Consider the following 21,134-nt stretch of genomic DNA (forward strand, 5'->3'; position numbering starts at 1 on the left):
CGATGACCTTCCGCAACGTGATCGTCTGCCGCATGGTGCCGGGCAGCGAGCAGACCGTCGCCGACGTGTTCGGGTACTACGACCGGACCACCCGCCCGCAGGACCTGGGCGTGGTCGGGCGGACCCTGCTGTCCTTCCACGGCCTCTACATCCACCTGATCGAGCGGAACGCGGACCCGAGGGTGACCGGGCAGACCCGGGGCCTGCCGGCCTTCCAGCAGATCGCCGAGCAGATCGCCCCGTACGTGACGCCCTACCCGAGGGACTGGAAGAACCCGTCGGACTCGGTGGCGAAGGAGTTCTACTCCTGGACGCCGGCCGAGCCGCCGACCGCCGGGGGCGAGCCGAGCCGGACGGTCATCGTGGCCCGGATCAAGCCGGGTGCGGAACCCACCGTGGCGCAGATCTTCGCCGAGTCCGACGCCGGCCCGCTGCCCGCCATGATGGGGGTCACCGGGCGTTGGCTGTACGCGATCGACGACGTCTACCTGCACGTGCTGGAGCGTGTCGGCGAACCGTTCGACGGTGCCGTCGAGGAGCGGCACGACCAGCCGGCGTTCGCCAAGATCATGGACGATCTCAGCCCGTACATCAGCCCGTTCGACCCGGACACCTGGGGCAGCCCGCTGGACGCGGTGGCGACGGAGTTCTACCGGTGGCGGGCCGAGGACTGAGCCGGTCGACCGGCGGGGGCCCGGTGGTGCGGGCCCCCGCCGGTGTGCCCGTCAGCCGGTGGGCAGGGTCGCCCAGCCCCGGTTGAAGGTCTTACTGTCGTCGTCCGGCCGGTAGTTGCGTTCGATGTTGCCGGCCGCGTCCACCGAGAACCAGTGGATCTTGGTGCCGGCCGGGACGGTCAGCGTCTCGGCCCCCTCCCGGATGCCCGCCGAGGCGTACAGGGTGGACCCGAACGTCGGCCGGCTGCCGTCGAGGGTGTAGAACACCGCCGCCGGCTCGCTGACGTCGAACCGGACGCTGACCGCGCCCTCGGTCGGGCTCGGCGTGACCGACAGGGTGCTGGTCGGGCGCTTCTTGTCCTTGTCGTAGTCCCGGGCCACCCGCAGCAGCTCGACCAGGCCGTTGCTGAACTCCATGGTCTCCTGGTGCGCCTCCTCCCAGGTCGGCTGGAAGCTGGTGCCGACCTCGAAGTTCCAGGCGTAGATGCCGTACTTGTACCAGAGCATGTCGCCGGAGTTGCCGGCCGCCGAGTACAGCACGTCGGAGATCGGGCCGGTCCGCGCCGGGGTGACCGCCATGTTGCGGTGCCGCTTGATGGCGGTGAGGATGCGCGACGACGCGCCCCAGAAGAACGACTCCTCGGCCAGCGTCGGCCGGGGCGCGGAGATCCGGCCCGGGGTGGCGTACGCGCCCGGCGACCACATGAAGTAGTTGCCGGAGGAGTGCAGGTTCATCGAGAACTTCATGTTCGGCCGCTGGGCCAGCCAGTCGACGTTGCGGTTCTCCGGCTCGGACAGCTCGCTCGGCCCGGCGTAGGTGTCGCCGGTGCAGCTCGCCGACGCCCCCGAGTAGCCGTCGAAGAGGCTGTACTCGGTGTAGTTGCGGTTGTTGTCCACGCCCCACGAGTTGCGGGCCAGCGCGTCGGTGGCACCCCCCGGCGCGCAGTGGTTGGTCATGTTGCGGCGCTGCGAGGCGTAGTCGTAGAACGAGTAGTGCCCGCCGTCCGGGTTGATCGACGGCACGATCCAGATGTCCAGGGTGCGCAGCAGCTGCTTGGTGTTCTCGTCGGTGGCGTGGTTGCGCAGCAGCCGCTCGGCGGTCTCGATGGTGACCAGCGGCGGCACCCACTCCCGGGCGTGTTCCTGCGCGTAGGCCAGCACGCCGGTACGGGAGCCGTCCCGGTACTTGCCGATCCGGATGGCGTACACCGGGTGCGGGTCGCGGGAGACCCCCGCCGGGGCCTTGAGGTTGTCCGACAGCGGCGTCGACGCGACCGGCGCGACCACCCCGGCACCGGCGTCACCCCGGTAGGTGTACGCCTTGACCAGCGCACCCGCCTCGGCGGTCAGCGCGGCGGCGACCTGGGCGGCGGTGCTGGTCACCGCGCCGTCGGCGTTGGTGGCCAGGCTGACCCGGATGGCCTTGCCGGTCACCGTGACCGCGAGCGGCCGGTCGGCCGCGCCCGGGTCGGCCAGTTCGACGGTGATGTCGTTGCCGCCCTCGTGCCCCCAGGCGAGCGAGTCGACCGCGACCCGGGTGGCGTTGGTCCCGCCGAGCACCACCTGCGCCTTACGCCGGTACCCGTTGGTCTGGTACGGCAGCTTCACCACCTCGGCGAGCTGCGGGTAGGCGTCGGCCAGCCGCTTGATCCGGTCGTACAGCTCGGTCGGGGTGAGGTAGCTGGTGACGAAGTCCTTCTGGTAGCCGGGGCCCTCCGGGCTGTCGGCCGGGATCGGCAGCCACTCCTTGACCTCGGCGACCGCCACGTCCCCGGTGGGGCTGGTGATCTGGATGCGCTGCGGCCGGGCGGTGACGGCGGCGGCGCCCCGGTGGTAGAGGTAGACCCCGGCGTCGACGAACCGGGAGATGTTCTGGGTGCCGCCGGAGCCGATCTCGGTGCCGGGGCCGCTGTCCCGGGCCACGGTCAACGTGCTGGTGGAGGTCTGCCCCTGGGCCCACTTCGCCTCCACCGAGAGCACCTGGTTGGTGCCGGAGGTGTAGTAGTCGGCCCGGATGATCTTCACGTCGGAGGTGGCGGCGCTGCGTTCCAGGGTCGCCGTGTACGCCCGGTTCTCGGCCCGGTGGGCGGCGATCGTGGCGTCCCGCTCGCTGACCCGCTGCGCGGAGTCGGCGGCGTCGTGCAGCACGGCGCCGACCCGGTAGCCCATCCGCTTCAGCGCGGCGACCTCGGTCGGGGTGACCACGGCGTGCACCACGATGCCCGCCTCGGTGGGGGTGACGTGGTGGTCGAGGTCGACGCCGGTGGCGACCAGCGCGTCGAGCTGGGCGGTGCCGTCGACGGTCACCTCCACCACGTCGGCCTGCTCGTCGGCGGAGCGTTCGAGCACGATCGGGGCGTCGGCCTCCCGGTCGGACGGTGCGGCGGTGACGGCGGTCGCCGGGCCGGCGAGCAGGAGCAGAGCCACACCTGCGGCTGTCGCGGCGGGCAACCGCCGCCAGCGGGGTGGGAACGCGGAACGGGACATCTCGGGCCACCTTTCCTGGGGGTGCGAGACGGGCCGACGGCGCGCGGCAGCGCCCGCCGTCGGGCGGGGTGCAAAACGGGGAGGTCGGACGCCGACAGTCGGGCGACGGTGGGCGGCCGAATCGCGACGTCGACCCGCCGACGACGGGGGACACGGGGTGTCTCCCGGACGCGCGGGGCGACGGACCGGCGCCGATCCGGTCTGCGTGACGGGCGTGGGGACGTACCTGGTTACGGTCGGTCGTGGGGGCATTGCCGATCGGTGCGCCCATCCTGGCCGTACCCGCTCGGATCTGTCAATGATCTGTCCGGACGGACACGGGCTGTCACAGCACGGGTGACGCCGGTGTCCTCTCCCGACGGTCGACGCGGGGACCCCGCGACGCCTCAGGACGCCGACCGGTAGTGACCGGTGAGCCGGCCCAGCTTCATCGCCAGGTGCAGGCACAACCGCTCGTTGCCGTCCTTGAGGTCGGTGTCGGCGAGCTGCTCGACCCGTTGCAGCCGGTAGTAGAGGGTGGTCCGGTGCAGCCGCAGCTTCTCGGCGGTGGCGTGGGCGTTGCCGGCCAGGTCGAGGTACGCCTCCAGGGTCTCCAGCAGCACCTGGTGGGCGTCGTCGCGCAGCAACCGCTCCAGCCCGGGATGCACCCCGGCGACGTCGAGGTGCCGGCCGTCGAGCTGGGACAACACCCGGTAGATGCCCAGGCCGGCCCAGGAGACCACCGGACCCAGCGCCGGCAGCTGCACCCCCACCCGGGCCGCCTGCACCGCCTCCCGGTAGGACTGCACCGCGTCGACCAGCCCCGGGCGGGGCTGACCGATCCCGGTCACCGTCCGCTCCACCGAGGACAACCCCCGGGTCGCCTGCCGCAACGCCTCGTCGAGATACCCGGCGGCGGCCTCCGGGGCGGGCCGGCCGGCGATCCGGCCGCCGCAGATCAGCAGCACCCCGTGGTCGGGCCAGACCATGTGCAGCGACTCCCGGACGCCGAGCCACCGGCGGGTCGCCACCAGCGCCTGCTCCAGCGCGATCCGGGCCACCTCGTCGGGGTGCCGCCCGTCGGCGGGGGCGAGTTGGGCCACCACCGCCGTGGTGGGGCCGTCACCGGCGACCGTGCCCTCCTCCAGCAGCGCCCGGACGGCGTGCGCGCGGGCCTGCGGGCTCTCCACCAGCAGCGTCCGGGTGGCCTCGGACTCCCGCTGCGAGGCCAGCTCGCCGAGCAGGTTCTCCCGGTAGAGGGCCAGCGACAGGTCGGTGAACGCGCCGGTCGCGGTGGCGATGTCGGCGTCGGTCATCGACCCGTCGTCGTCGATGAACCAGACGAAACCGAGCAGCAGGTCGTCGTGCCAGATCGGCACGCAGACCCGGGGGAGCAGGTCGAGGTCGACGTCGGCCGGGGTACGCACCGGCTCACGGGCGGTGAGCACGCCCATCCGGCGGAACCAGGCGATCACCTCCGGGGTGGTCTGCCGGCGCAGGATCGACATCCGGCGCACCTCGTCCATCGGACCGTCGTGTTCGCTGTAGACGACCACCCGCTGCCGCCGGTCCTCGATGAGGGCGGGACGCCCCACCCGCGCGGCGACGGCGTCGACTATGCGCTGAAGCTCACCATGCATGGATCTCCCCTGGTTGGCTGCGCGGCAGGGGGTGCGGCAGCCGGTGCCCTACCCTGTGCGGCCGGTGGGCCTGTGCGCAAGGTCCACCGGGGATCTACCGACAAAAGGACGGCCCCCACGGCGACTGTTCCGGCAATTGTCCGAAGCACCGTGGTGATCGACGATCGTAAGGTTCCGGTGCGGTGGGCAGCGGGCCGCCGGCGCGCAGGAGGGAACGCCCGAGTGACAGCTGGTAGGCCCTGGCGGGGGGTGCTGGTCGCCATCACGACGCCGTTCCGCGACGACCTCGGCGTCGACTTCGACCGCCTGCAGGAGCACGTGCGCTGGTTGGCCGAGGCGGGCTGTCACGGGGTGACCCCGTGCGCGTCGGTGGGGGAGTACCGGGCCCTGTCCGACGACGAACGGGCCGACGTGGTGCGGGCGACGGTGCAGGCCGCGCCGCCCGGCTGCGCGGTGCTGCCCGGGGTCGGCGGGTACGGCAGCCGGCAGTCCCGCCGCTGGGCGGAGCAGGCCGCCGCCGCCGGGGCCCACGGGGTACTCGCCCCACCCCCGGACGGCTATCCCGCCGGCGACGCCGACGTGGTCGCCCACTACCGGGAGGTGACCGCCGTCGGCCTGCCGGTGGTGGCCCACAACGACCCGTACGACACCCGGGTGGACCTCACCCCGGAACTGCTGGCCCGGGTCGCCGAGACCGACGGGATCGTCGCGGTCGAGGAGTTCTCCGGCGACGTGCGCCGGGTGCACCGGATCAGGGACCTCTGCCCGCACGTGGACGTGCTGGCCGGAGCGGACGACGTACTGCTGGAACTGGTGCTGTGCGGGGCCCGGGGCTGGGTGTCCGGCCTGTCCAACGCGCTGCCCCGGCCGGCCCTGCGGCTGTACGACCTGTGCGCCGCCGGTGACCTGGCCCGCGCGTTGCCGCTCTACGCCGAGCTGCACCCGGCCTTCGGCTGGGGCTCCCGGCCGGAGGCGGTGCAGGCGATCAAACTGGCGATGGACTGCGCCGGGCGGTTCGGTGGCCGGTGCCGCCCGCCGCGTGGTCCGCTGCCGCCGCCGGCCGCCGCCCGGCTGCGCCGGGACCTGGTCCGGGCCCTGTCGGTCACCGTCGATCCGGTCACCGACGGTCGTCCCCGCTGAACGCCGTGGCCGGCCGCGACCCGGCGCGGGTCCTTCAGGTGTCGGAAGCCGCCGGGCCACCTGCCGACATCTGCACGGTGACCGGCCCCGGCCCGTCCTCCTAGATTCGCTGCGCGGCCCGGTGTGCGGGCGTCCCGGCAGCCACCCCTCGGGACTCCGGTCACCGGCGGCCGCGTCCCTCCCGACGAGAGGTGAACCCGTGCACCGTGCTCCCCGCAACACCCCCCGACTGCGGCGTCGCGTACTGGCCGCGGTCCTGGCCGGCACGCTCGTGGCGACCGCCGCGACGCAGGCCGCCGCGGCCCCGGCCAACCCGGCCGGCGGCACCGCGCCGTTCCAGGTCCTCGACCCGCAGGCCTGGCAGAACCCCGACACCATGACCTGGGACGACTATCAGGCGGTGCCCGGCAAGAACTGGGCCGACCCGAGCGTGCGGGGCTCCCTCCGCAACTTCAAGATCGCCCTGGTCGCGCTCGACTATCCGGACCAGACGTTCGCGGTGACCCAACGGGCCCGCTCGACGGTCTTCGGCAACCCCCAGTCGGTCGCGGCCAACATCCCCCGCGCCGACGTGCCGAAGTTCTACCAGGACTTCCTCAACACCCCGAACACCCTGAACAAGGGGCACACCCTGCACGAGTACTGGATGCAGGACTCCAATGGGCGCTACGGCGTGGACCTGGCCGGGTTCGGGCCGTACCAGATGCCGGCGAAGTCCTACCAGTACGGGCTGGACAACAGCTTCAACCCCGGCGCCTGCCCGAGCGGGGAGGCCTGCAACAAGAACATCCGCACCGACGGGCTGGGCGCGTGGCGGGCGGCGGTCGGTGACGCGGTCGCCAACCAGTACGAGCTGGTCTTCATCCTCAGCGCCGGGCAGGACGAGTCGTCCACCTGGCAGGAGTTCGGGCAGATGATCTTCCAGAACAAGGAGGACGTGCCGGACTCCTGGGGCCCGCCGGACCCCAACCTGCCGAACTGGGCGAAGACCCGCTACGTGGAGTGGACCTCGTGGAAGGCGGCGGCGACGCTGTGGCCCAACGCCGGCGGCGGCTCCTCCACCCAGGGGGAGAGTTCCGGCATGGGGGTGTACGCCCACGAGCTGACCCACCTGCTCGGCATCGGCGACAACTACAACAACCCGTACGGCGAGCCGTTACGCCGGGCGTACACCGGCATCTGGAGCATGATGTCGCGCGGGTCGTTCAACGGGCCCGGCGGCCCGCACACCCGCTGGCAGATCCCGCCGACCAACGGCGGCTCGATGGGTTCGCTGCACACGGTGCGGGACAAGCTCAAGATCGGTCTGCTCGGTGAGGAACACGTGCTGCGGCTGTCCCGGGAGGCGCTGGCCTCATCCGGGCTGGTCACCGCCCAGGTGACCGCCCGCGCGGTCGACGCCGGCCCGAAGGGGCTGACCGGGGTGAACATCGCCCTGAACAAGGACCTCTCGCCGGCCTGCACGGTCGCCACGAACCCGCTGTGCGACGGCGGGAGCTTCAACAACTACACCGTCGAGGTCGTCGACCGGATGGGGGCGGACTCGTTCACCCCGGACCGGGGCGTGCTGCTGAGCAAGACCAAGAACGCCGACAGCGCGCCGTTCCAGTGGGTGGTGGACGCCAACCCGCAGGACATCGACATGATCGACTTCTACCGGCCGGACGGCACCCCGCAGAAGATCACCATGGGTGACTACCGGCAGCTCTCCGACGCGCTGTTCCACGCCGGGGCGGACACCGGCAGCCAGTACGAGTACGTCGACGAGGCCAACCGCCTGCACTTCTACATCATCGACCTCAAGCGGGACGCGGCCGGCTCGCTGTCGTACACGGTGGCGGTGCGGTCGCTGGACGGCACCGGGGGGCCGAGCACCCACGGCGTGACCCTGGGCAAGGGTGAGGTGACCAGCACCGGCAAGCCCACCAACCGGGGCGTGACCTGCTCGTTCGAGCTGACCAACAGCGGCACGTACTCGGCCGGCGGCCAGCAGCACCCGGAGGACGCCACCGCGTACCTGAAGTCGGACGTCTACCGGCTCTCGGCGGAGGTGGCCGGCAAGGGCTGGCGGACCTGGCTGCCCAACCGGCTGGCCACCGCCCAGTTCGGCAAGTCCACCACCGTCCGGGTGTCGGTGGGGGCCACCGCCGCCGCGGCGGACACCGGCTTCGTCAAGCTCACCGCGACCTCGGAGAGCGACCCGTCGAAGACGGTGACCAAGCAGTGCCGGGTGGAGAAGTCCTGACCGGATTCGACCGACGCCGTGGGTCCGTGGTGGCGCAGGCCGCCACGGACCCACGGCACGGGTGGGGAGGAGACCACGTGCGGCTGACCACGAGCGCCCGCCACGGCGTCGGCGCGCTGGCGATCCTGCTGCTGGCCGGGGCCGCCGGCTGCGGTGGCCCCGACGCCGAACCGGAGGCGGTCACCTCGACCACCGTCCGGGTCCTGGTCCGCGACATCAACATCCGGGCCGAGGGGGTGGACTGCGCCGGCACCGGACCGTACCTCTACTTCCACCACCGGGCGCCGTTCCGGGTGCTCGACCCCGACGGGGCGGCCCTGGCGACCGGGACGCTGCCGGCGGGTACGGCGGTGGCCGCGTTCGCCGAGGACCTCGAGGTGGAGCGGGTGCCGACCTACTGCGAGTTCGCGGTGCCGGTGCGGGTGCCGCAGCGCGCCGGGTACCGGCTGGAGGTGGCCGGGCGGCCGGCGCTCGACCTGACCCCGGACACCAGTGAGGGTCCGGCGCTGGTCGCGGTGGTGCCGGCGTGAGGCGGCTGCTCGCGCCGCTGCTGGCGGTGCTGGTGCTGGCCGGCTGCACCGCCCGACCGGCCGACGGGCCGGCACCGGCGGCGCTCGCCGGGGGCGCCGCGACGTTGCCCGGACCGGTCCCCGCCGACCTGGCGCTGCGCCCGCCACCGGGCGGCGCGCCGGCCGCCCCGGCGTTCACCGGCGGGCTGACCGACGGCACCCCGCTCACCGCCGCCCGGCTCTGGGCCGACCGCCCGGTGGTGTTCACCTTCTTCAGCTCCTGGTGCACCACCTGCGCCGACCGGCAGGACGCGCTGAGCGAGCTGGCCCGCCGGCACCGGGACCGGGTGGTCTTCGTCGGCGTGGCCGGTGTCGACCAGGCCGACGAGTTGCAGGACTACCTGCGGGCGCACCGGGTGGAGTATCCCGTCGTGGTGGACGAACAGCAGACCATCTGGCGGTCGTACGCGGTGCGGGAGCCGCCGGCCGTCGTGCTGGTCGCCAAGGGTGGCGCGTTGCTGCGCGGCTGGCCCGGCGGGCTGGACGCGGCGGCGCTGGAGCAGCGGCTCGGTGAGCTGGTGCTGGCCGGTCCCGGGTAGCGCCCCGGGGGACGGGCGTTCCGACCGGCCGCCGCGCCCGGTGGCGGGCCGGCCGGTGGGGGACGCGGTGGGCGTGCTGTCGATTCGATCGCGGGTCGACGGCGCGCCCCGCGTCGTGTCCGCCTGTCCGCGTCCGGGGCGTCGTCGGTGTTCGTGCTGGTGAGGGCCGGGGGATCGACCGGGGAGCCGGGTCTGGGCGACCGTTCGGGCATCGGCTCCGACCATCAGGAACTTTTGTTCGTACGAACAAAAGTTTCTCCGTTCGAGGTCTATCTTTAGCCGTCAGCCACCGTTAGTGTCCGGTTCACAGACGTAACACGGTTGACATCCCCCCTTGACCGACCAGTCATCCACCGGGCCACGCGTATTCGGCGGCGCAGGTCCTTCGACCCTCCCAGCAGGACTCGCACGTCTCAGTGGCCCGCCAGGGCCGCCCTCGAAAGGTGGAATTTGTGAACGAGGATCAGCGCCGTATGGCCTCCGACCCCCAGTACCGCGCCCAGGTCACCCGCCGTCGGCTGCTGGCCGCGTCGGCCGGCGCCGCCGCCGTGCTCGGCGCGGCCGGCCTGCCGGTGCTCCAGACCAAGGGCCCGGCCCGCGCGGACGGCAAGTGGCGGGTCGACCCGCTCATCCCGGAGCAGAACCGGGGCATCATCCTCTACAGCGTCCGGGACCGGATCTCCGCCGCCCCGGACGACAGCGGCGTGCCCTACGGCTTCGAGCGGGTGCTCGCCAGCCTGGCCGAGATGGGCTACAAGGAGATCGAGTTCGCCGGCTACAACCAGCACACCTCGATCCTGGGCCGGCAGATCACCCCGACCGAGATCCGCAAGATCCTGGACGACAACGGGCTGGTCGCCAACGGCACCCACACGTCGATCAACGCGGCCACCTTCCAGCAGCAGCTGGACATCGCCGAGGAACTCGGCATGAAGAACATCGGCACCGGCAGCGACCCGACCAACAGCGCCTACCAGTCCGACTGGGACGCCGCGGCCGACGTGTGGAACGAGCTCGGCCGGCAGGCCAAGGAGCGCAAGATGCGCCTCTACACCCACAACCACGACGTGGCCTACTCGTTCCTGCTCGACAGCGGCCCGCTGGACGCCAACGGCAGGCCGACCCGGTCCTCCGGCGTGCGCCGGCTGGAGTACTTCTTCGCCAAGACCGACCCGAAGTACGTCTTCTTCGAGTGCGACATCTACTGGGCGTACGTGGCCCGGTACAAGCACACCAAGTACACCAACTCGGCCGGCCAGCAGAAGACCTCGCTGTTCGACCCGATCCTGAACGTGGCCCGGCGCACCAAGCGGTTCCCGCTGTTCCACGCCAAGGACGGCAACCGCAACTCGGCGCTGGCCAACGGCTACGAGATGATCCCGCTCGGTGAGGGCGACATCAACTTCCAGCAGTTCTTCCAGACCATCGGCGAGTCCGACTTCCACCACGCCAACTGGGAGATGGACACCGCCCCCGGCGGTGCCACCAACCCGGGCCAGTCGCTGGACTTCGCCCGGCTCAGCTACGCCAACATGGCCGACCTGACCATCTACAACAAGGACTGACCCGCCCGGCGGCCGGCAGCCGGCCGCCGCTTGCGCACCGACCGGCGGTCGCACCACCGCCGGCGGCACCGGCGGTGGCGGTCGCGTCCCCCGACGCGACCGCCACCACCCGGGCCCCGCCCCGACCGTCCGGGCCGCAGACGGCCCCCGGACAGCACCGGGCGTACCGCCCCGGCGGGCCCGTACCACGTGACCTCTTCCGACCCGTGACCCCGGGCCGCGCCGCCGCGCGCCCCCGGCACGGGCCCTGGCCGTACGCAGCTCCCCGGTCGGCGAACCGCACGGGGTCGGGACGGCGTTGTCCCGTCCCCACCGGAGAGCGAGACGCAGCACCGCACCACCCGGGTGGCCCCGGCACCCGCCCGGAGCAGGCAGCACATCGTCCCCCCACCGGAGGAACCAGATGGCAAGATCGGTACACCGATGGCTCGCCGCGATCGCAGGGGTAGGGATCGTCGTCCCGCTCGCCGCGACCGCACCGGCGTTGGCCCAGCCGGCCCAGGACCAGACCAGCGTCCTGGTGTTCACCAAGACCGACGGCGAGCGGCACGCGTCGATCGACAAGGGCGTCAACGCGATCCGCACCCTGGGTAGCAGCAACGGCTTCACCGTCGACGTCACCCAGAACTCGACCGCCTTCTCCGACGACAACCTGGCCAGCTACGGCGCGGTCGTCTTCCTCAACACCACCGGCGACGTGCTCAACAGCGGCCAGGAGGCGGCCTTCGAGCGCTACATCCGCAACGGCGGTGGCTACCTCGGCGTGCACGCCGCGGTCGAGGCCGAACCGTCGTGGACGTTCTACCGCGACATCGTCGGCACCACCGCCGCCGGCACGGCGTCGAGCGGGTCGGCCAGCATCGACGTCGCCGACCGGGCGCACCCGGCGAGCAAGCCGCTCGCCCGGCAGCTCACCCTCAACGACCAGTGGTACAACTTCACCACCAACGTCCGGGGCACCGCGCACGTGCTCGCCACGGTGGACGAGAAGACGTTCACCGGCGGCACCATGGGCTACGACCACCCGATCTCCTGGTGCAAGGACTTCCAGGGCGGCCGGTCGTTCTACACCGGGCTCGGCGACTCCGCCGACACGTACGCCAACGGCGCGTTCCGCAAGCACCTGCTCGGCGCGATCCAGTGGTCGGCCGGCATGGTCGAGGGCGACTGCGGTGCCACGGTCAAGGCCAACTACGAGAAGGTCATCCTCAACGACGAGCCGGGCGAGCCGATGACCCTGTCGGTGCTGCCCGACGGTCGGGTGCTGCACAACACCCGGGCCGGCGAGATCCGGCTCTACGACCCGGAGACCGGCGCCAGCCCGGTCATCACCACCATCCCGGTGTACCAGCACGACGAGGACGGCCTCCAGTCGGTCACCATCGGCCCGGACTTCGCCACCGACAAGTGGGTGTACGCCTACTACGCGCCGAAGCTGGACACCCCCACCACGGACGCGCCGGCGACCAGCACCGACCCGAGCGTGTGGGACGTCTACAAGGGGTACAACCAGCTCTCCCGGTTCAAGTTCGTGGAGGAGCCGACCCCGCACCTGGACCTGGCCAGCGAGCAGAAGATCATGAAGGTCGACACCGACCGGGGCATCTGCTGCCACGTCGCCGGTGAGGTCAAGTTCGACGGCAAGGGGCTGCTCTACCTGGTCACCGGTGACGACACCAACGCCGGTGGCTCGGACGGCTTCACCCCGATCAACGAGTCGCCGACCCAGGGTCCGGGCTACGACGCCCAGCGGTCCGCCGGCAACACCAACGACCTGCGGGGCAAGGTGCTGCGGATCAAGGTGAAGGCGGACGGGTCGTACAGCATCCCGGCCGGCAACCTCTTCCCCGAGGCCGAGGACCGGGACAACAAGACCCGCCCGGAGATCTTCCTGATGGGTCTGCGCAACCCGTTCCGGTTCGACGTGGACTCCCGGGGCTTCGTCTACATCGGTGACTACTCGCCGGACTCGCAGACGCCGAACCCGGCCCGGGGCCCGGAGGGCACCGGTCGGTGGATCTCCACCAACAAGGCCGGCAACTACGGGTGGCCGTACTGCTACTCGCCGACCCTGCCGTACATCGACTACGACTTCGTGACCAAGCAGTCGAAGGGCGCCTTCAACTGCGCCGCGCCGGTGAACGACTCGCCGCGCAACACCGGCCGGACGGTCCTCCCGCCGGTGCAGGACCCGCAGCTCAACTACACCTTCCGGGCCACCACCACCTGCGCGGAGGGCTACCTGAGCACGCCGCCGGGCACCTGTGAGTTCAAGTGGCCGGTGCTCGGCACCGGTGGCGTCGGCCCGATGGGCGGCCCGGTCTACAAGTACGACGCCGCGCTGGCCTCCGAGACCAAGTTCCCGGAGTACTACAACGACGCGGTGGTGTTCGGGGAGTTCACCCGGGACAAGATCTTCATGATGCGCACCAACGGCAGCGGCAAGCTGGTCGGGGTGGAGCAGTTCCTGCCGGGCTTCGTCTTCGACAACCCGATGGACATGGAGTTCGGCCCGGACGGCAACCTCTACCTGCTGGAGTACGGCGACGGCTTCTTCCGGGCCAACCCGGACGCCGCGCTGTCGGTGATCCGCTACGCCAAGGGCACCCGCGCCCCGGTGGCGGAGCTGAAGGCCAGCCCGACCTCCGGGCAGGCGCCGCTGACCGTGCAGTTCTCCGCCGAGGGCTCCTACGACGCGGACCCGGGCGAGACCATCACCTACGCCTGGGACTTCGACGGCAACGGCACCACCGACTCGACCGAGCGGGACGCGTCGCACACCTACACCACCAACGGGGTCTTCACCGCCAAGCTGACGGTCACCGACTCCAGCGGCAAGACGGCGGTGCTCACCCGCGAGATCACCGTGGGCAACACCGCGCCCACCGTGAAGGTCACCTCGCCGCTGTCCGGCACCTTCTTCAACTGGGGTGACACCGTGCCGTGGACGGTCACCGTGACCGACCCCGAGGACGGCCCGATCGACTGCAGCCGGGTGACGGTCTCGTTCGTGCTCGGCCACGACACCCACGGGCACGGCATGAGCGACGCCAACGGCTGCTCGGGCTCGTTCGAGACCCCGGCCGACGGTGCCGACCACGCCGGTGGCTACCTGTACGGCGCGATCAGCGCCACCTACACCGACAAGGGCGCCAACGGCCAGCCGGCGCTGTCCGCGCTGGACCAGATCGTCCTGCAGACCTTCCGGCAGCAGGCCGAGTTCGCCCAGGTCCAGCAGGGCGTCACGCTGGCCAACACCACCGACACCGGTGGCGGCCAGCACGTGGCCGGCATCGACAACGGTGACCACATCGTGCTCGACCCGATCAACCTGGGCGGGATCGACAAGATCACCTTCCGGTACGCCGGTGGCTCCACGGCCACCGCCGGAACCCCGCGCGGCATCGTCGAACTGCGGCTCGACTCGCCGACCGGTGAGCTGGTGACCAGCGCGACGCTCAACGCGACCACCGGCACCAGCGCCTGGGCCAGCCAGACCTTCCCGGTCAGCCAGGCGGCCGGCACGCACGCGCTCTACCTGGTCTTCAAGCCCGTCTCCGGCGGAACCACGACCAGCCTGTTCAACCTCAACTGGGTGGAGTTCGGCGGCCCGACCTCCTGACGTCACCCTCCGGTCGCCGGGAGGACGGAGACTCCGTCCTCCCGGCGTCGTACCGGGACCCGGGCGGCCACCGGCACCCGGCCGGGCGGCACCGGCAGGTGTCCGACCCGGCCGGCGGTGCCGGTGGCCGGTCAGGTCTGACTGACCGGCCAGTGGCCGGCCGAACGTCGATGATCTAGCGTCCCGTGCGCCGGGGGCCGCGCCACCGCCCCGGTGGTAGCGAAAACGAGGGGGGACAGTGCCGTTCCGTAACGATGCCGCAGACCGGGGAGAGCAGCTCCGCACCGACCGCTCGGGGCCGAGCCTGACCCGCCCGCCGGGGTGGCGTCCCCTGCGGGTGGCGATGATCGGCCAGAAGGGCGTGCCGGCCACCTACGGGGGGATCGAACGGCACGTGGAGGAGGTGGCCAGCCGGCTGGTCGGCCTCGGCCACGAGGTGACCGTCTACTGCCGGGACAGCTACGGCGCGGTGGAGGCGACCCGGCACCGGGGCATCCGGCTGCGGCGGGCCCGTACCGTGCCCAGCAAGCATCTCGACGCCATCGTGCACTCGGCCACCTCGACCCTGGCGGCGCTGACCGAGCGCCCCGACATCGTGCACTACCACGGCCTCGGCCCGGTGCTGACCGCACCGCTGGCCCGGTACGCCTCCCGCGCCAAGGTGGTGCTCACCGTGCACGGGCTGGACAACCAGCGCGACAAGTGGGGCCGGGCGGCGCGGGCCGTGCTCGGCACCGCGTACCGGCTCAGCGGGCACCTGCCCGACGCCCGGGTGACCGTGTCCCGGGGCCTCGCGGCGCACTACACCACCCGGTTCGGCCGGCCCGCCCGGTACATCCCCAACGGGGTGGCCGCCCCCACCCACCGGCCGCCCCGGGAACTGACCCGGTTCGGCCTGCGCCCCGGCGGCTACCTGCTGCTGGTCGGCCGGCTCGTCCCCGAGAAGGCCGCCGACCTGCTCGTCCGGGCGTTCCGGCGGCTGCCCACCGACCTGCGGCTGGCCATCGTCGGCGGCTCCGCCTTCACCGACGGCTACGTCGCCCGGCTCCGTGAGGCCGCCGGTGACGACCCGCGCATCGTGTTCACCGACTTCGTCTACGGCGACCTGCTCGCCGAGCTGTACTCGCACGCGGCGGCCTTCGTGCAGCCGTCCCGCCTGGAGGGGCTGCCGCTGACCGTGCTGGAGGCCGCCTCGTACGGGCTGCCGGTGGTCGCCAGCGACATCGAACCCCACCGTGAGGTGCTCGACCGCGACGGGCCGGGGCAGCGGCTGTTCCGCGACGGTGACGTCGACGACCTGCTGCGGGCGCTGGGCACGGTGACCGCCGACCTGCCGGCCGAACGGGCCGGCGCGGCCCTGCTGCGCGACCGGGTGCTCGCCGAGTACAGCTGGGACGCGGCCGCCCGTGAGCTGGAAAAACTCTACTTCTCGCTGGCCCTGCGCGCCCCCCGCCCCGGGGAACCGGACGTTGGGTCGCCCACGGTCGGCGTAACGGCCCATGTCCCCCGACCTCGGCGACCGTTAGATTAGGCCGTTCTCCCGGCCGTCGGCGGCGACCGGCAACAGTTCCCTGGAAACGAGTGGTCGGCGAGCGGTGGACGGACAGCGACACGGCACGGAGGGCGACCTCACCCTGCCCGACGGCGGGCGGCGACGGTGGTCCGGCGGTGACCCGACCGCCCGCCTGTTGACCGTCGGCGCGGCGCTGCTGTGCGCCGTGGTGGCGCTCGGCGTCGGACTGACCGCCTCCGGCGGCGGCCGGGTCGGCGCGGTGCTGCCCCTGGTGGTCCTCGCCGGACTGGCCGTCGGCGTGCTCGCGCTTACCCGCTTCGCGGCGTACGTGCTGCTGATGCTGGCGGTCCGCTCCTGCGTCGACCTGTTCAAGCTCAGCGGCCCGACGGCCGGCCGGGCCGACGGCGCGGCGGCGACCCGGACGATGGACCCGTCGACGATCCTGGCGGTGCTGTTCCTGCTCGCCGCCGGCCTCTGGCTCGCCGCCCAGCTACGCCAGCGGGGCCGGCTGCGCGGCTCCCCGCTGGGCGTGGCGATGCTGCTGGTCGGGGCCACCTGTCTGGTCAGCGCGGCGGGGGCCGCCCAGCCGGTGCCCAGCGCCCTGGAGGCGCTGCGGATCGGCACCGTGGTGGTCATGTTCGTGGTCCTGGAGCAGCTCATGCCGGACCTGCCGGCGGTCCGCCGGGTGCTGCTCGCCGCATACGTCTCGCTGGTGCTGGCGGTCGGCTACACCGCCGTGCTGTCCCTGCTCGGCCACCCACCGGCCGAGATCAAGGGGGACTTCACCCGGATCAGCGGCCCGTTCAGCCAGTCCACCACGTTCGGCCGCTACCTGATGTTCATGGTGATCTTCGGGTTCGGCATCCACCGCTACCTGAGCCGCCGGCTGCGGCTCGGCCTCGGCGCGTTGCTCGCCGCGTCGCTGCTGTTCCTGCTGCTCACCAACACCCGCAGTGCGATCCTCGGGGCGGGGCTGGGCCTGCTGGTGGTGGCGGTGCTGCACCGCAGCCGGCGGATGCTGGTGGCGCTCTGCCTGGTCGCGGTGGCCGGGGTGGCGCTGCTGCCGAGCGTCGCGCACCGCTTCGGGCAGCTCGCCGACAACACCGCCGTCGGCGGCGGCCCCACCGGCAACACCCTCGCCTGGCGGGTCGGCTACTGGTCGGAGATCGTGTCGCTGGCCAACCGTAACCCGGTCACCGGGATCGGCCCCAACATGACCAAGTTCGAGGCCGACGAGGCGAAGAAGCCGCACAACGACTTCCTGCGCGCGTACGTGGAGACCGGGCTGGCCGGGCTGCTGGCGTACCTGGCGATGATGGTGCTGTGCCTGCACACCGGGCTGAACGCGCTGCGCCGCGCCCCACCGGGGAGCCTCGGCCGGGGGATCGCGATCGGGTTCCTGGGCTGCGCGGTCGCCTTCGTCGCGGTCAGCGCGGCGTCCAACGTGATCTCGAACGTGGTCACCCTGTGGTACTTCGCGGCGTTCGCCGCGGCAGCCGGCGCGGTCGCCCGGGGGCTACCGGCCGAGCCGTCCCGGGCGGCGACGCCCCGATCGGTGACGACCGGGTGGCACAACCGATGAAGGATCAAGCAGTGGGGAGCACCAGGGTGGAGATCGTCGACTATCTGCGGGTCGCGCGGCGTCGACTCTGGCTGCTGGTGGGCATTCCGCTGGTGGCCGGAGCGGCGGCCGCGCTGGTCGTCCTGCTCGGCCCGCAGCAGTACGCGGCCACCTCGTACGTCGCCGCGCCCGCCCTGGTCGGCGGCAGCGCGGCCCAGCAGTACACCGGCACCCAGGCGGCCAACCAGTTCGCGGCGGCCTTCGCCGCGGCGGTGACCTCCCCGCAGGTGGTCGACCAGGTGGCCGCCGACACCGGGGTCCCCGCCGACGCGCTGCGCGACGGCCTGGCGGTCAAGCAGGTCGGCGCGAGCAGCCAGCTCACCGTCACCTACACCACCGCCGACCGGTCCACGGTCGCCCCGGTGCTCGCCGCGACCGGCAAGCGGGCCCTGGCCTTCCTGTTCGCCAGCCAGGTCGGCATCGCCACCGACGAGGTGAAGACGGCCACCGACGAGCTGACCACCGCCACCCGGGCGATCAACGACTGGGAGAAGGCCAACAAGGTCAGCCAGCCCGACAAGCTCTACCAGTCGACCCTCCAGGAGATCGCCAGCCTGCGGCAGCAGCAGTTGCAGATGCAGGCGGTCGGCAACACCCGGGGCGCCAACGCCGCCGCCGAGTCGATCAGCGCCGGGCAGAAGCGGCTCGACGGGCTCGGTCCGAAGCTGCCCGACTACCAGGCGCTGCTCGCCCAACGCGACAGCGCGACCAGCGCGTTGGCCTCGGCCCGGCAGGGGCTGCAACAAGCCCGCGCCCAGTCCCAGGCCGCCGACCCGGAGAAGGTGACCAGCGTCGGCGAGACGCAGCCGGTGTCCCGGACGAAGGCGCTGGTCGCGCTGGTGCTCCCGGTCGCCGGTGCCGGCCTGCTGCTGGCCGTGCTGCTGGTGGCGGTGCTGGAGTGGCTGTCGCGCAGCCGCCGGGCCGGGCAGCCGCCGGCGGTCGGCCGGGCCGCCCCCGCCCTGACCGGCGGACGGCGCGGCGGCGACGACACGGTGGTGCTGCCGGTCGTCACCTCGACCGTGCCCGAGCAGCACCGACGCCGGTAGGTGGCGGTGTCGCACGCGTCCGCGCAGGGCGACCGGCACGTCCGGGGGATGGCCCGGGGCGGCGGGCTCAACCTGCTCGGTGCCCTGCTCAGCCAGGCGGCGGTCTTCCTGATCATGCTGCTGCTGGCCCGGCTGCTGGGCATCCGGGAGGTCGGCCGGTACGCCCAGTGCTACGCGGTGCTGTCGCTGGCCGGGCTGCTGTCGCTGTCCGGGTTCCGGGCCGGCCTCACCCGGTTCGTGGCGGTGCACCTGGCCGACGCGGACGCCCCGGCGCTGCGCGGCACCATCCGGTTGGGGCTGGCCGTCTCGGCCGGCTCGTCGGTCGTCCTCGCCGGGGCGCTGGCGGCGGGCGCACCGTGGCTGGCCGACCGGCTGCACGACCCGGGGCTGGTCACCGGGCTGCGGCTGGTCGCGCTGACCCTGCCCGCCTCGACGATCTGCGAGGCGGCGCTGGCGGCGACCCGGGGTTGGCGTACCCAGCGGCCGTTCACCTTCATCGGCCAGCTCTACGAGCCGGGCACCCGGCTGCTGCTCACCGCGCTCGCCCTGCTCACCGGGGCCGGGCTGACCGGGGCGTTCTGGGCGCTGGTGGTGGCCGGCTGGTCGGCCGCCCTGCTCGCCCTGCTGGCGCTGGCCCGGCTGGTCCGCCGGGTGCCCCCGGCCCGCCCGGTGCACCGACCGGGGGAGCTGTTCCGCTTCTCCACGGTCAGCTGGGTGTCGTCGCTGTCGTCGACCGGGCTGATCTGGGTCGACACCCTGCTGCTCGGGTTCTTCGCCAACCCGGACATCGGCGTCTACAACGTCGCCACCCGGCTGGTCACCGTCGCCATCTTCGTCCTCGCCCCGGTCAACGCCGCGTTCGGCCCGTACCTGGCGCACCTCTACCACCGGGGGGACCTCGACGACGTCCGCCGGGTCTACGCGGTGGCCACCGGCTGGGTGGTGCGGCTGTCGCTGCCGGCGTTCGTGGCGCTGCTGGTCCTCCCCGGCGACCTGCTGCGCGTCTTCGGAGGCGAGGTCGCCACCGGCGCGGCGGTGACCGTGGTCCTCGCCCTCGGCCAGCTCGTCAACGCGGCCACCGGCCCGTGCGGCACGGTGCTGAACATGTCCGGCCGGGTGGCCCTCAACATGGCCGACAACCTGGTCGCCCTGGTGCTCAACGTGCTGCTCAACCTGTGGCTCATCCCGGCGTACGGGATCGTCGGCGCGGCGGCGGCGTGGAGCGCCTCGCTGATCGTGGTCAACATCGCCCGGGTGGTGCAGGTCCGCCACCTGACCGGCGCGCTGCCGTTCACCGTCGGGATGGCCAAGGGGCTGGCCGCCGGGGTCGCCGCGCTGGCCGCCGGGCTGCTGGTGCGCTGGCTGGTGCCGGGCTGGCCGTGGCGGCCGGTCGCCGGGCTGGCCACCATCGTGGCGGTCTACCTGGGGGCCGTGCTGGCACTGGGGCTCAGCCGGGAGGATCTGATGGTGCTGCGTACCCTCGCCCGCCGACGCCGCCGTGGCGTCCCGTCCGACGCCCCCGGGGACGCCCCGGGGGTCGACCCGTCCGACGACGGTCCGTTCCCCACCGGGGTGGGCGGGGGCGGCCGGGACACCTCCGGCCGGGCGGTGCCGCGGTGAGCGCGGGACCGCGCCGGGCCACCGTGGACCGGCTGCGCCGGGTGGTACGCGGCACCCGCGCCTGGGGGCGGGCGGCGCTGCCCGGCCGGGTCGGCGCGCTGCCCGACTTCCTGATCATCGGCGGGCAGCGGTGCGGCACCACCTCGTTGCACCACTACCTCGCCGCGCACCCCGACGTGCGGGCCGCCACCGGCAAGGAACTCCAGTTCTTCAGCCTGCACTTCGGGCGGGGGACCCGCTGGTACCGGGCGCACTTCCCGCCGGCCGCCCCGGGCCGGCGCAGCTTCGAGGCCAGCCCCTACTACCTGTTCCACCCCGGCGTGCCGGCCCGGGTGGCGGCGACGCTGCCCGAGGCCCGGTTCGTGGCGCTGCTGCGCGACCCGGTCGAGCGGGCCTACTCGCACTACCTGCACACCCGCTCGTACGGGCTGGAGCCGTTGGGCTTCGCCGAGGCGCTCGCCGCCGAACCGGGGCGGCTGGCCGAGGCGCTGGTCGACGGGCCGGACACCCCGGCGGCGCACCACGCGCTGCGCAACTTCTCCTACGCCGCCCGGGGCCGCTACGCCGAGCAGCTCGACCGCTGGTACGCCCACCTGCCCCCGGACCGGCTGCACGTGATCCGCAGCGAGGACCTGTACGCCGACCCGGCCACCAGCTACGCGGGGGTGCTGCGGTTCCTCGGGCTGGCCCCGTACACCCCGGCGGCGTTCGCCCGGCACACCCGCCGGGCGGACACCGGCCCGTCCCAGCTCACCCCGGCGTTGCGGGCCGAGCTGGCCGCCGGGTTCGCCCCGCACAACGCCCGCCTCGCCGCCCTGCTCGGCTGGCCGCGCACCTGGTGAACGCCGCCGCGCGGGCCCGTGACCAGACGGCG

At 72.8% G+C, this 21,134-nt stretch carries 14 protein-coding genes; 12 read left to right on the forward strand and 2 right to left on the reverse strand.

The window, feature by feature from the left end; all coding sequences use genetic code 11:
* The first annotated feature begins 2 nt into the window (after positions 1–2).
* A complete protein-coding gene (locus FJK98_RS15295; RefSeq protein WP_145919616.1) occupies positions 3–674 on the forward strand; it encodes a TcmI family type II polyketide cyclase in 672 nt (223 codons plus the stop codon).
* 51 nt (positions 675–725) lie between these two features.
* Here FJK98_RS15295 and FJK98_RS15300 read toward each other — a convergent pair whose 3' ends face one another.
* Together FJK98_RS15300 and FJK98_RS15305 are read right to left on the reverse strand one after the other, a co-directional pair.
* On the reverse strand, positions 726–3,161 hold the full coding sequence (locus tag FJK98_RS15300; protein ID WP_145919617.1) for a M14 family metallopeptidase: 2,436 nt from the start codon (positions 3,159–3,161) through the stop codon (positions 726–728).
* A gap of 386 nt (positions 3,162–3,547) precedes the next feature.
* The gene (locus FJK98_RS15305) at positions 3,548–4,780 is read right to left on the reverse strand and encodes a CdaR family transcriptional regulator (RefSeq protein WP_145919618.1); all 1,233 of its coding nucleotides are present in this window, start codon (positions 4,778–4,780) and stop codon (positions 3,548–3,550) included.
* A gap of 222 nt (positions 4,781–5,002) precedes the next feature.
* Between FJK98_RS15305 and FJK98_RS15310 the strand changes: the two genes are divergently transcribed.
* The 11 genes from FJK98_RS15310 (at position 5,003) to FJK98_RS15360 (ending at position 21,102) form a co-directional block, all read left to right on the forward strand.
* Complete coding sequence (locus tag FJK98_RS15310) at positions 5,003–5,920, forward strand: dihydrodipicolinate synthase family protein (protein WP_145919619.1); 918 nt, start codon at positions 5,003–5,005, stop codon at positions 5,918–5,920.
* 199 nt (positions 5,921–6,119) lie between these two features.
* Positions 6,120–8,165, forward strand: coding sequence for a M6 family metalloprotease domain-containing protein (locus FJK98_RS15315; RefSeq protein ID WP_240762870.1), 2,046 nt, complete (start codon positions 6,120–6,122; stop codon positions 8,163–8,165).
* A 77-nt stretch (positions 8,166–8,242) separates the two neighbouring features.
* A complete protein-coding gene (locus tag FJK98_RS15320) occupies positions 8,243–8,695 on the forward strand; it encodes a hypothetical protein (RefSeq protein WP_145919620.1) in 453 nt (150 codons plus the stop codon).
* Positions 8,692–9,273: a TlpA disulfide reductase family protein gene (locus FJK98_RS15325; protein ID WP_145919621.1), complete on the forward strand. Its 582-nt coding sequence runs from the start codon at positions 8,692–8,694 to the stop codon at positions 9,271–9,273. Before FJK98_RS15320 ends, FJK98_RS15325 begins: the two co-directional genes overlap by 4 nt.
* 452 nt (positions 9,274–9,725) lie before the next feature.
* Positions 9,726–10,838 carry a sugar phosphate isomerase/epimerase gene (locus FJK98_RS15330; RefSeq protein ID WP_240762872.1) on the forward strand — a complete coding sequence of 371 codons (1,113 nt, stop codon included), beginning with the start codon at positions 9,726–9,728 and terminating at the stop codon, positions 10,836–10,838.
* Positions 10,839–11,241: 403 nt separating this feature from the next.
* Positions 11,242–14,460 (forward strand): ThuA domain-containing protein, encoded by a 3,219-nt coding sequence (locus tag FJK98_RS15335; protein ID WP_145919622.1) that lies wholly within the window; start codon positions 11,242–11,244, stop codon positions 14,458–14,460.
* A gap of 238 nt (positions 14,461–14,698) precedes the next feature.
* Entirely contained in the window at positions 14,699–15,991 is a 1,293-nt protein-coding gene (locus FJK98_RS15340; RefSeq protein WP_145919623.1) for a glycosyltransferase family 4 protein, read from the forward strand.
* Positions 15,992–16,055: 64 nt separating this feature from the next.
* Positions 16,056–17,555: an O-antigen ligase gene (locus FJK98_RS15345; RefSeq protein WP_145919624.1), complete on the forward strand. Its 1,500-nt coding sequence runs from the start codon at positions 16,056–16,058 to the stop codon at positions 17,553–17,555.
* An 11-nt stretch (positions 17,556–17,566) separates the two neighbouring features.
* On the forward strand, positions 17,567–18,640 hold the full coding sequence (locus FJK98_RS15350; RefSeq protein WP_168222479.1) for a Wzz/FepE/Etk N-terminal domain-containing protein: 1,074 nt from the start codon (positions 17,567–17,569) through the stop codon (positions 18,638–18,640).
* A 6-nt stretch (positions 18,641–18,646) separates the two neighbouring features.
* On the forward strand, positions 18,647–20,260 hold the full coding sequence (locus tag FJK98_RS15355; protein WP_145919626.1) for an oligosaccharide flippase family protein: 1,614 nt from the start codon (positions 18,647–18,649) through the stop codon (positions 20,258–20,260).
* Positions 20,257–21,102 (forward strand): sulfotransferase, encoded by an 846-nt coding sequence (locus tag FJK98_RS15360; RefSeq protein ID WP_168222480.1) that lies wholly within the window; start codon positions 20,257–20,259, stop codon positions 21,100–21,102. The genes FJK98_RS15355 and FJK98_RS15360 overlap by 4 nt, the downstream gene beginning before the upstream one ends.
* Positions 21,103–21,134 lie beyond the last annotated feature (32 nt).

Origin of the sequence: Micromonospora sp. HM134, assembly GCF_007833915.1 — a bacterium.
GTDB classification, from domain to species: Bacteria; Actinomycetota; Actinomycetes; order Mycobacteriales; family Micromonosporaceae; genus Micromonospora; species Micromonospora wenchangensis.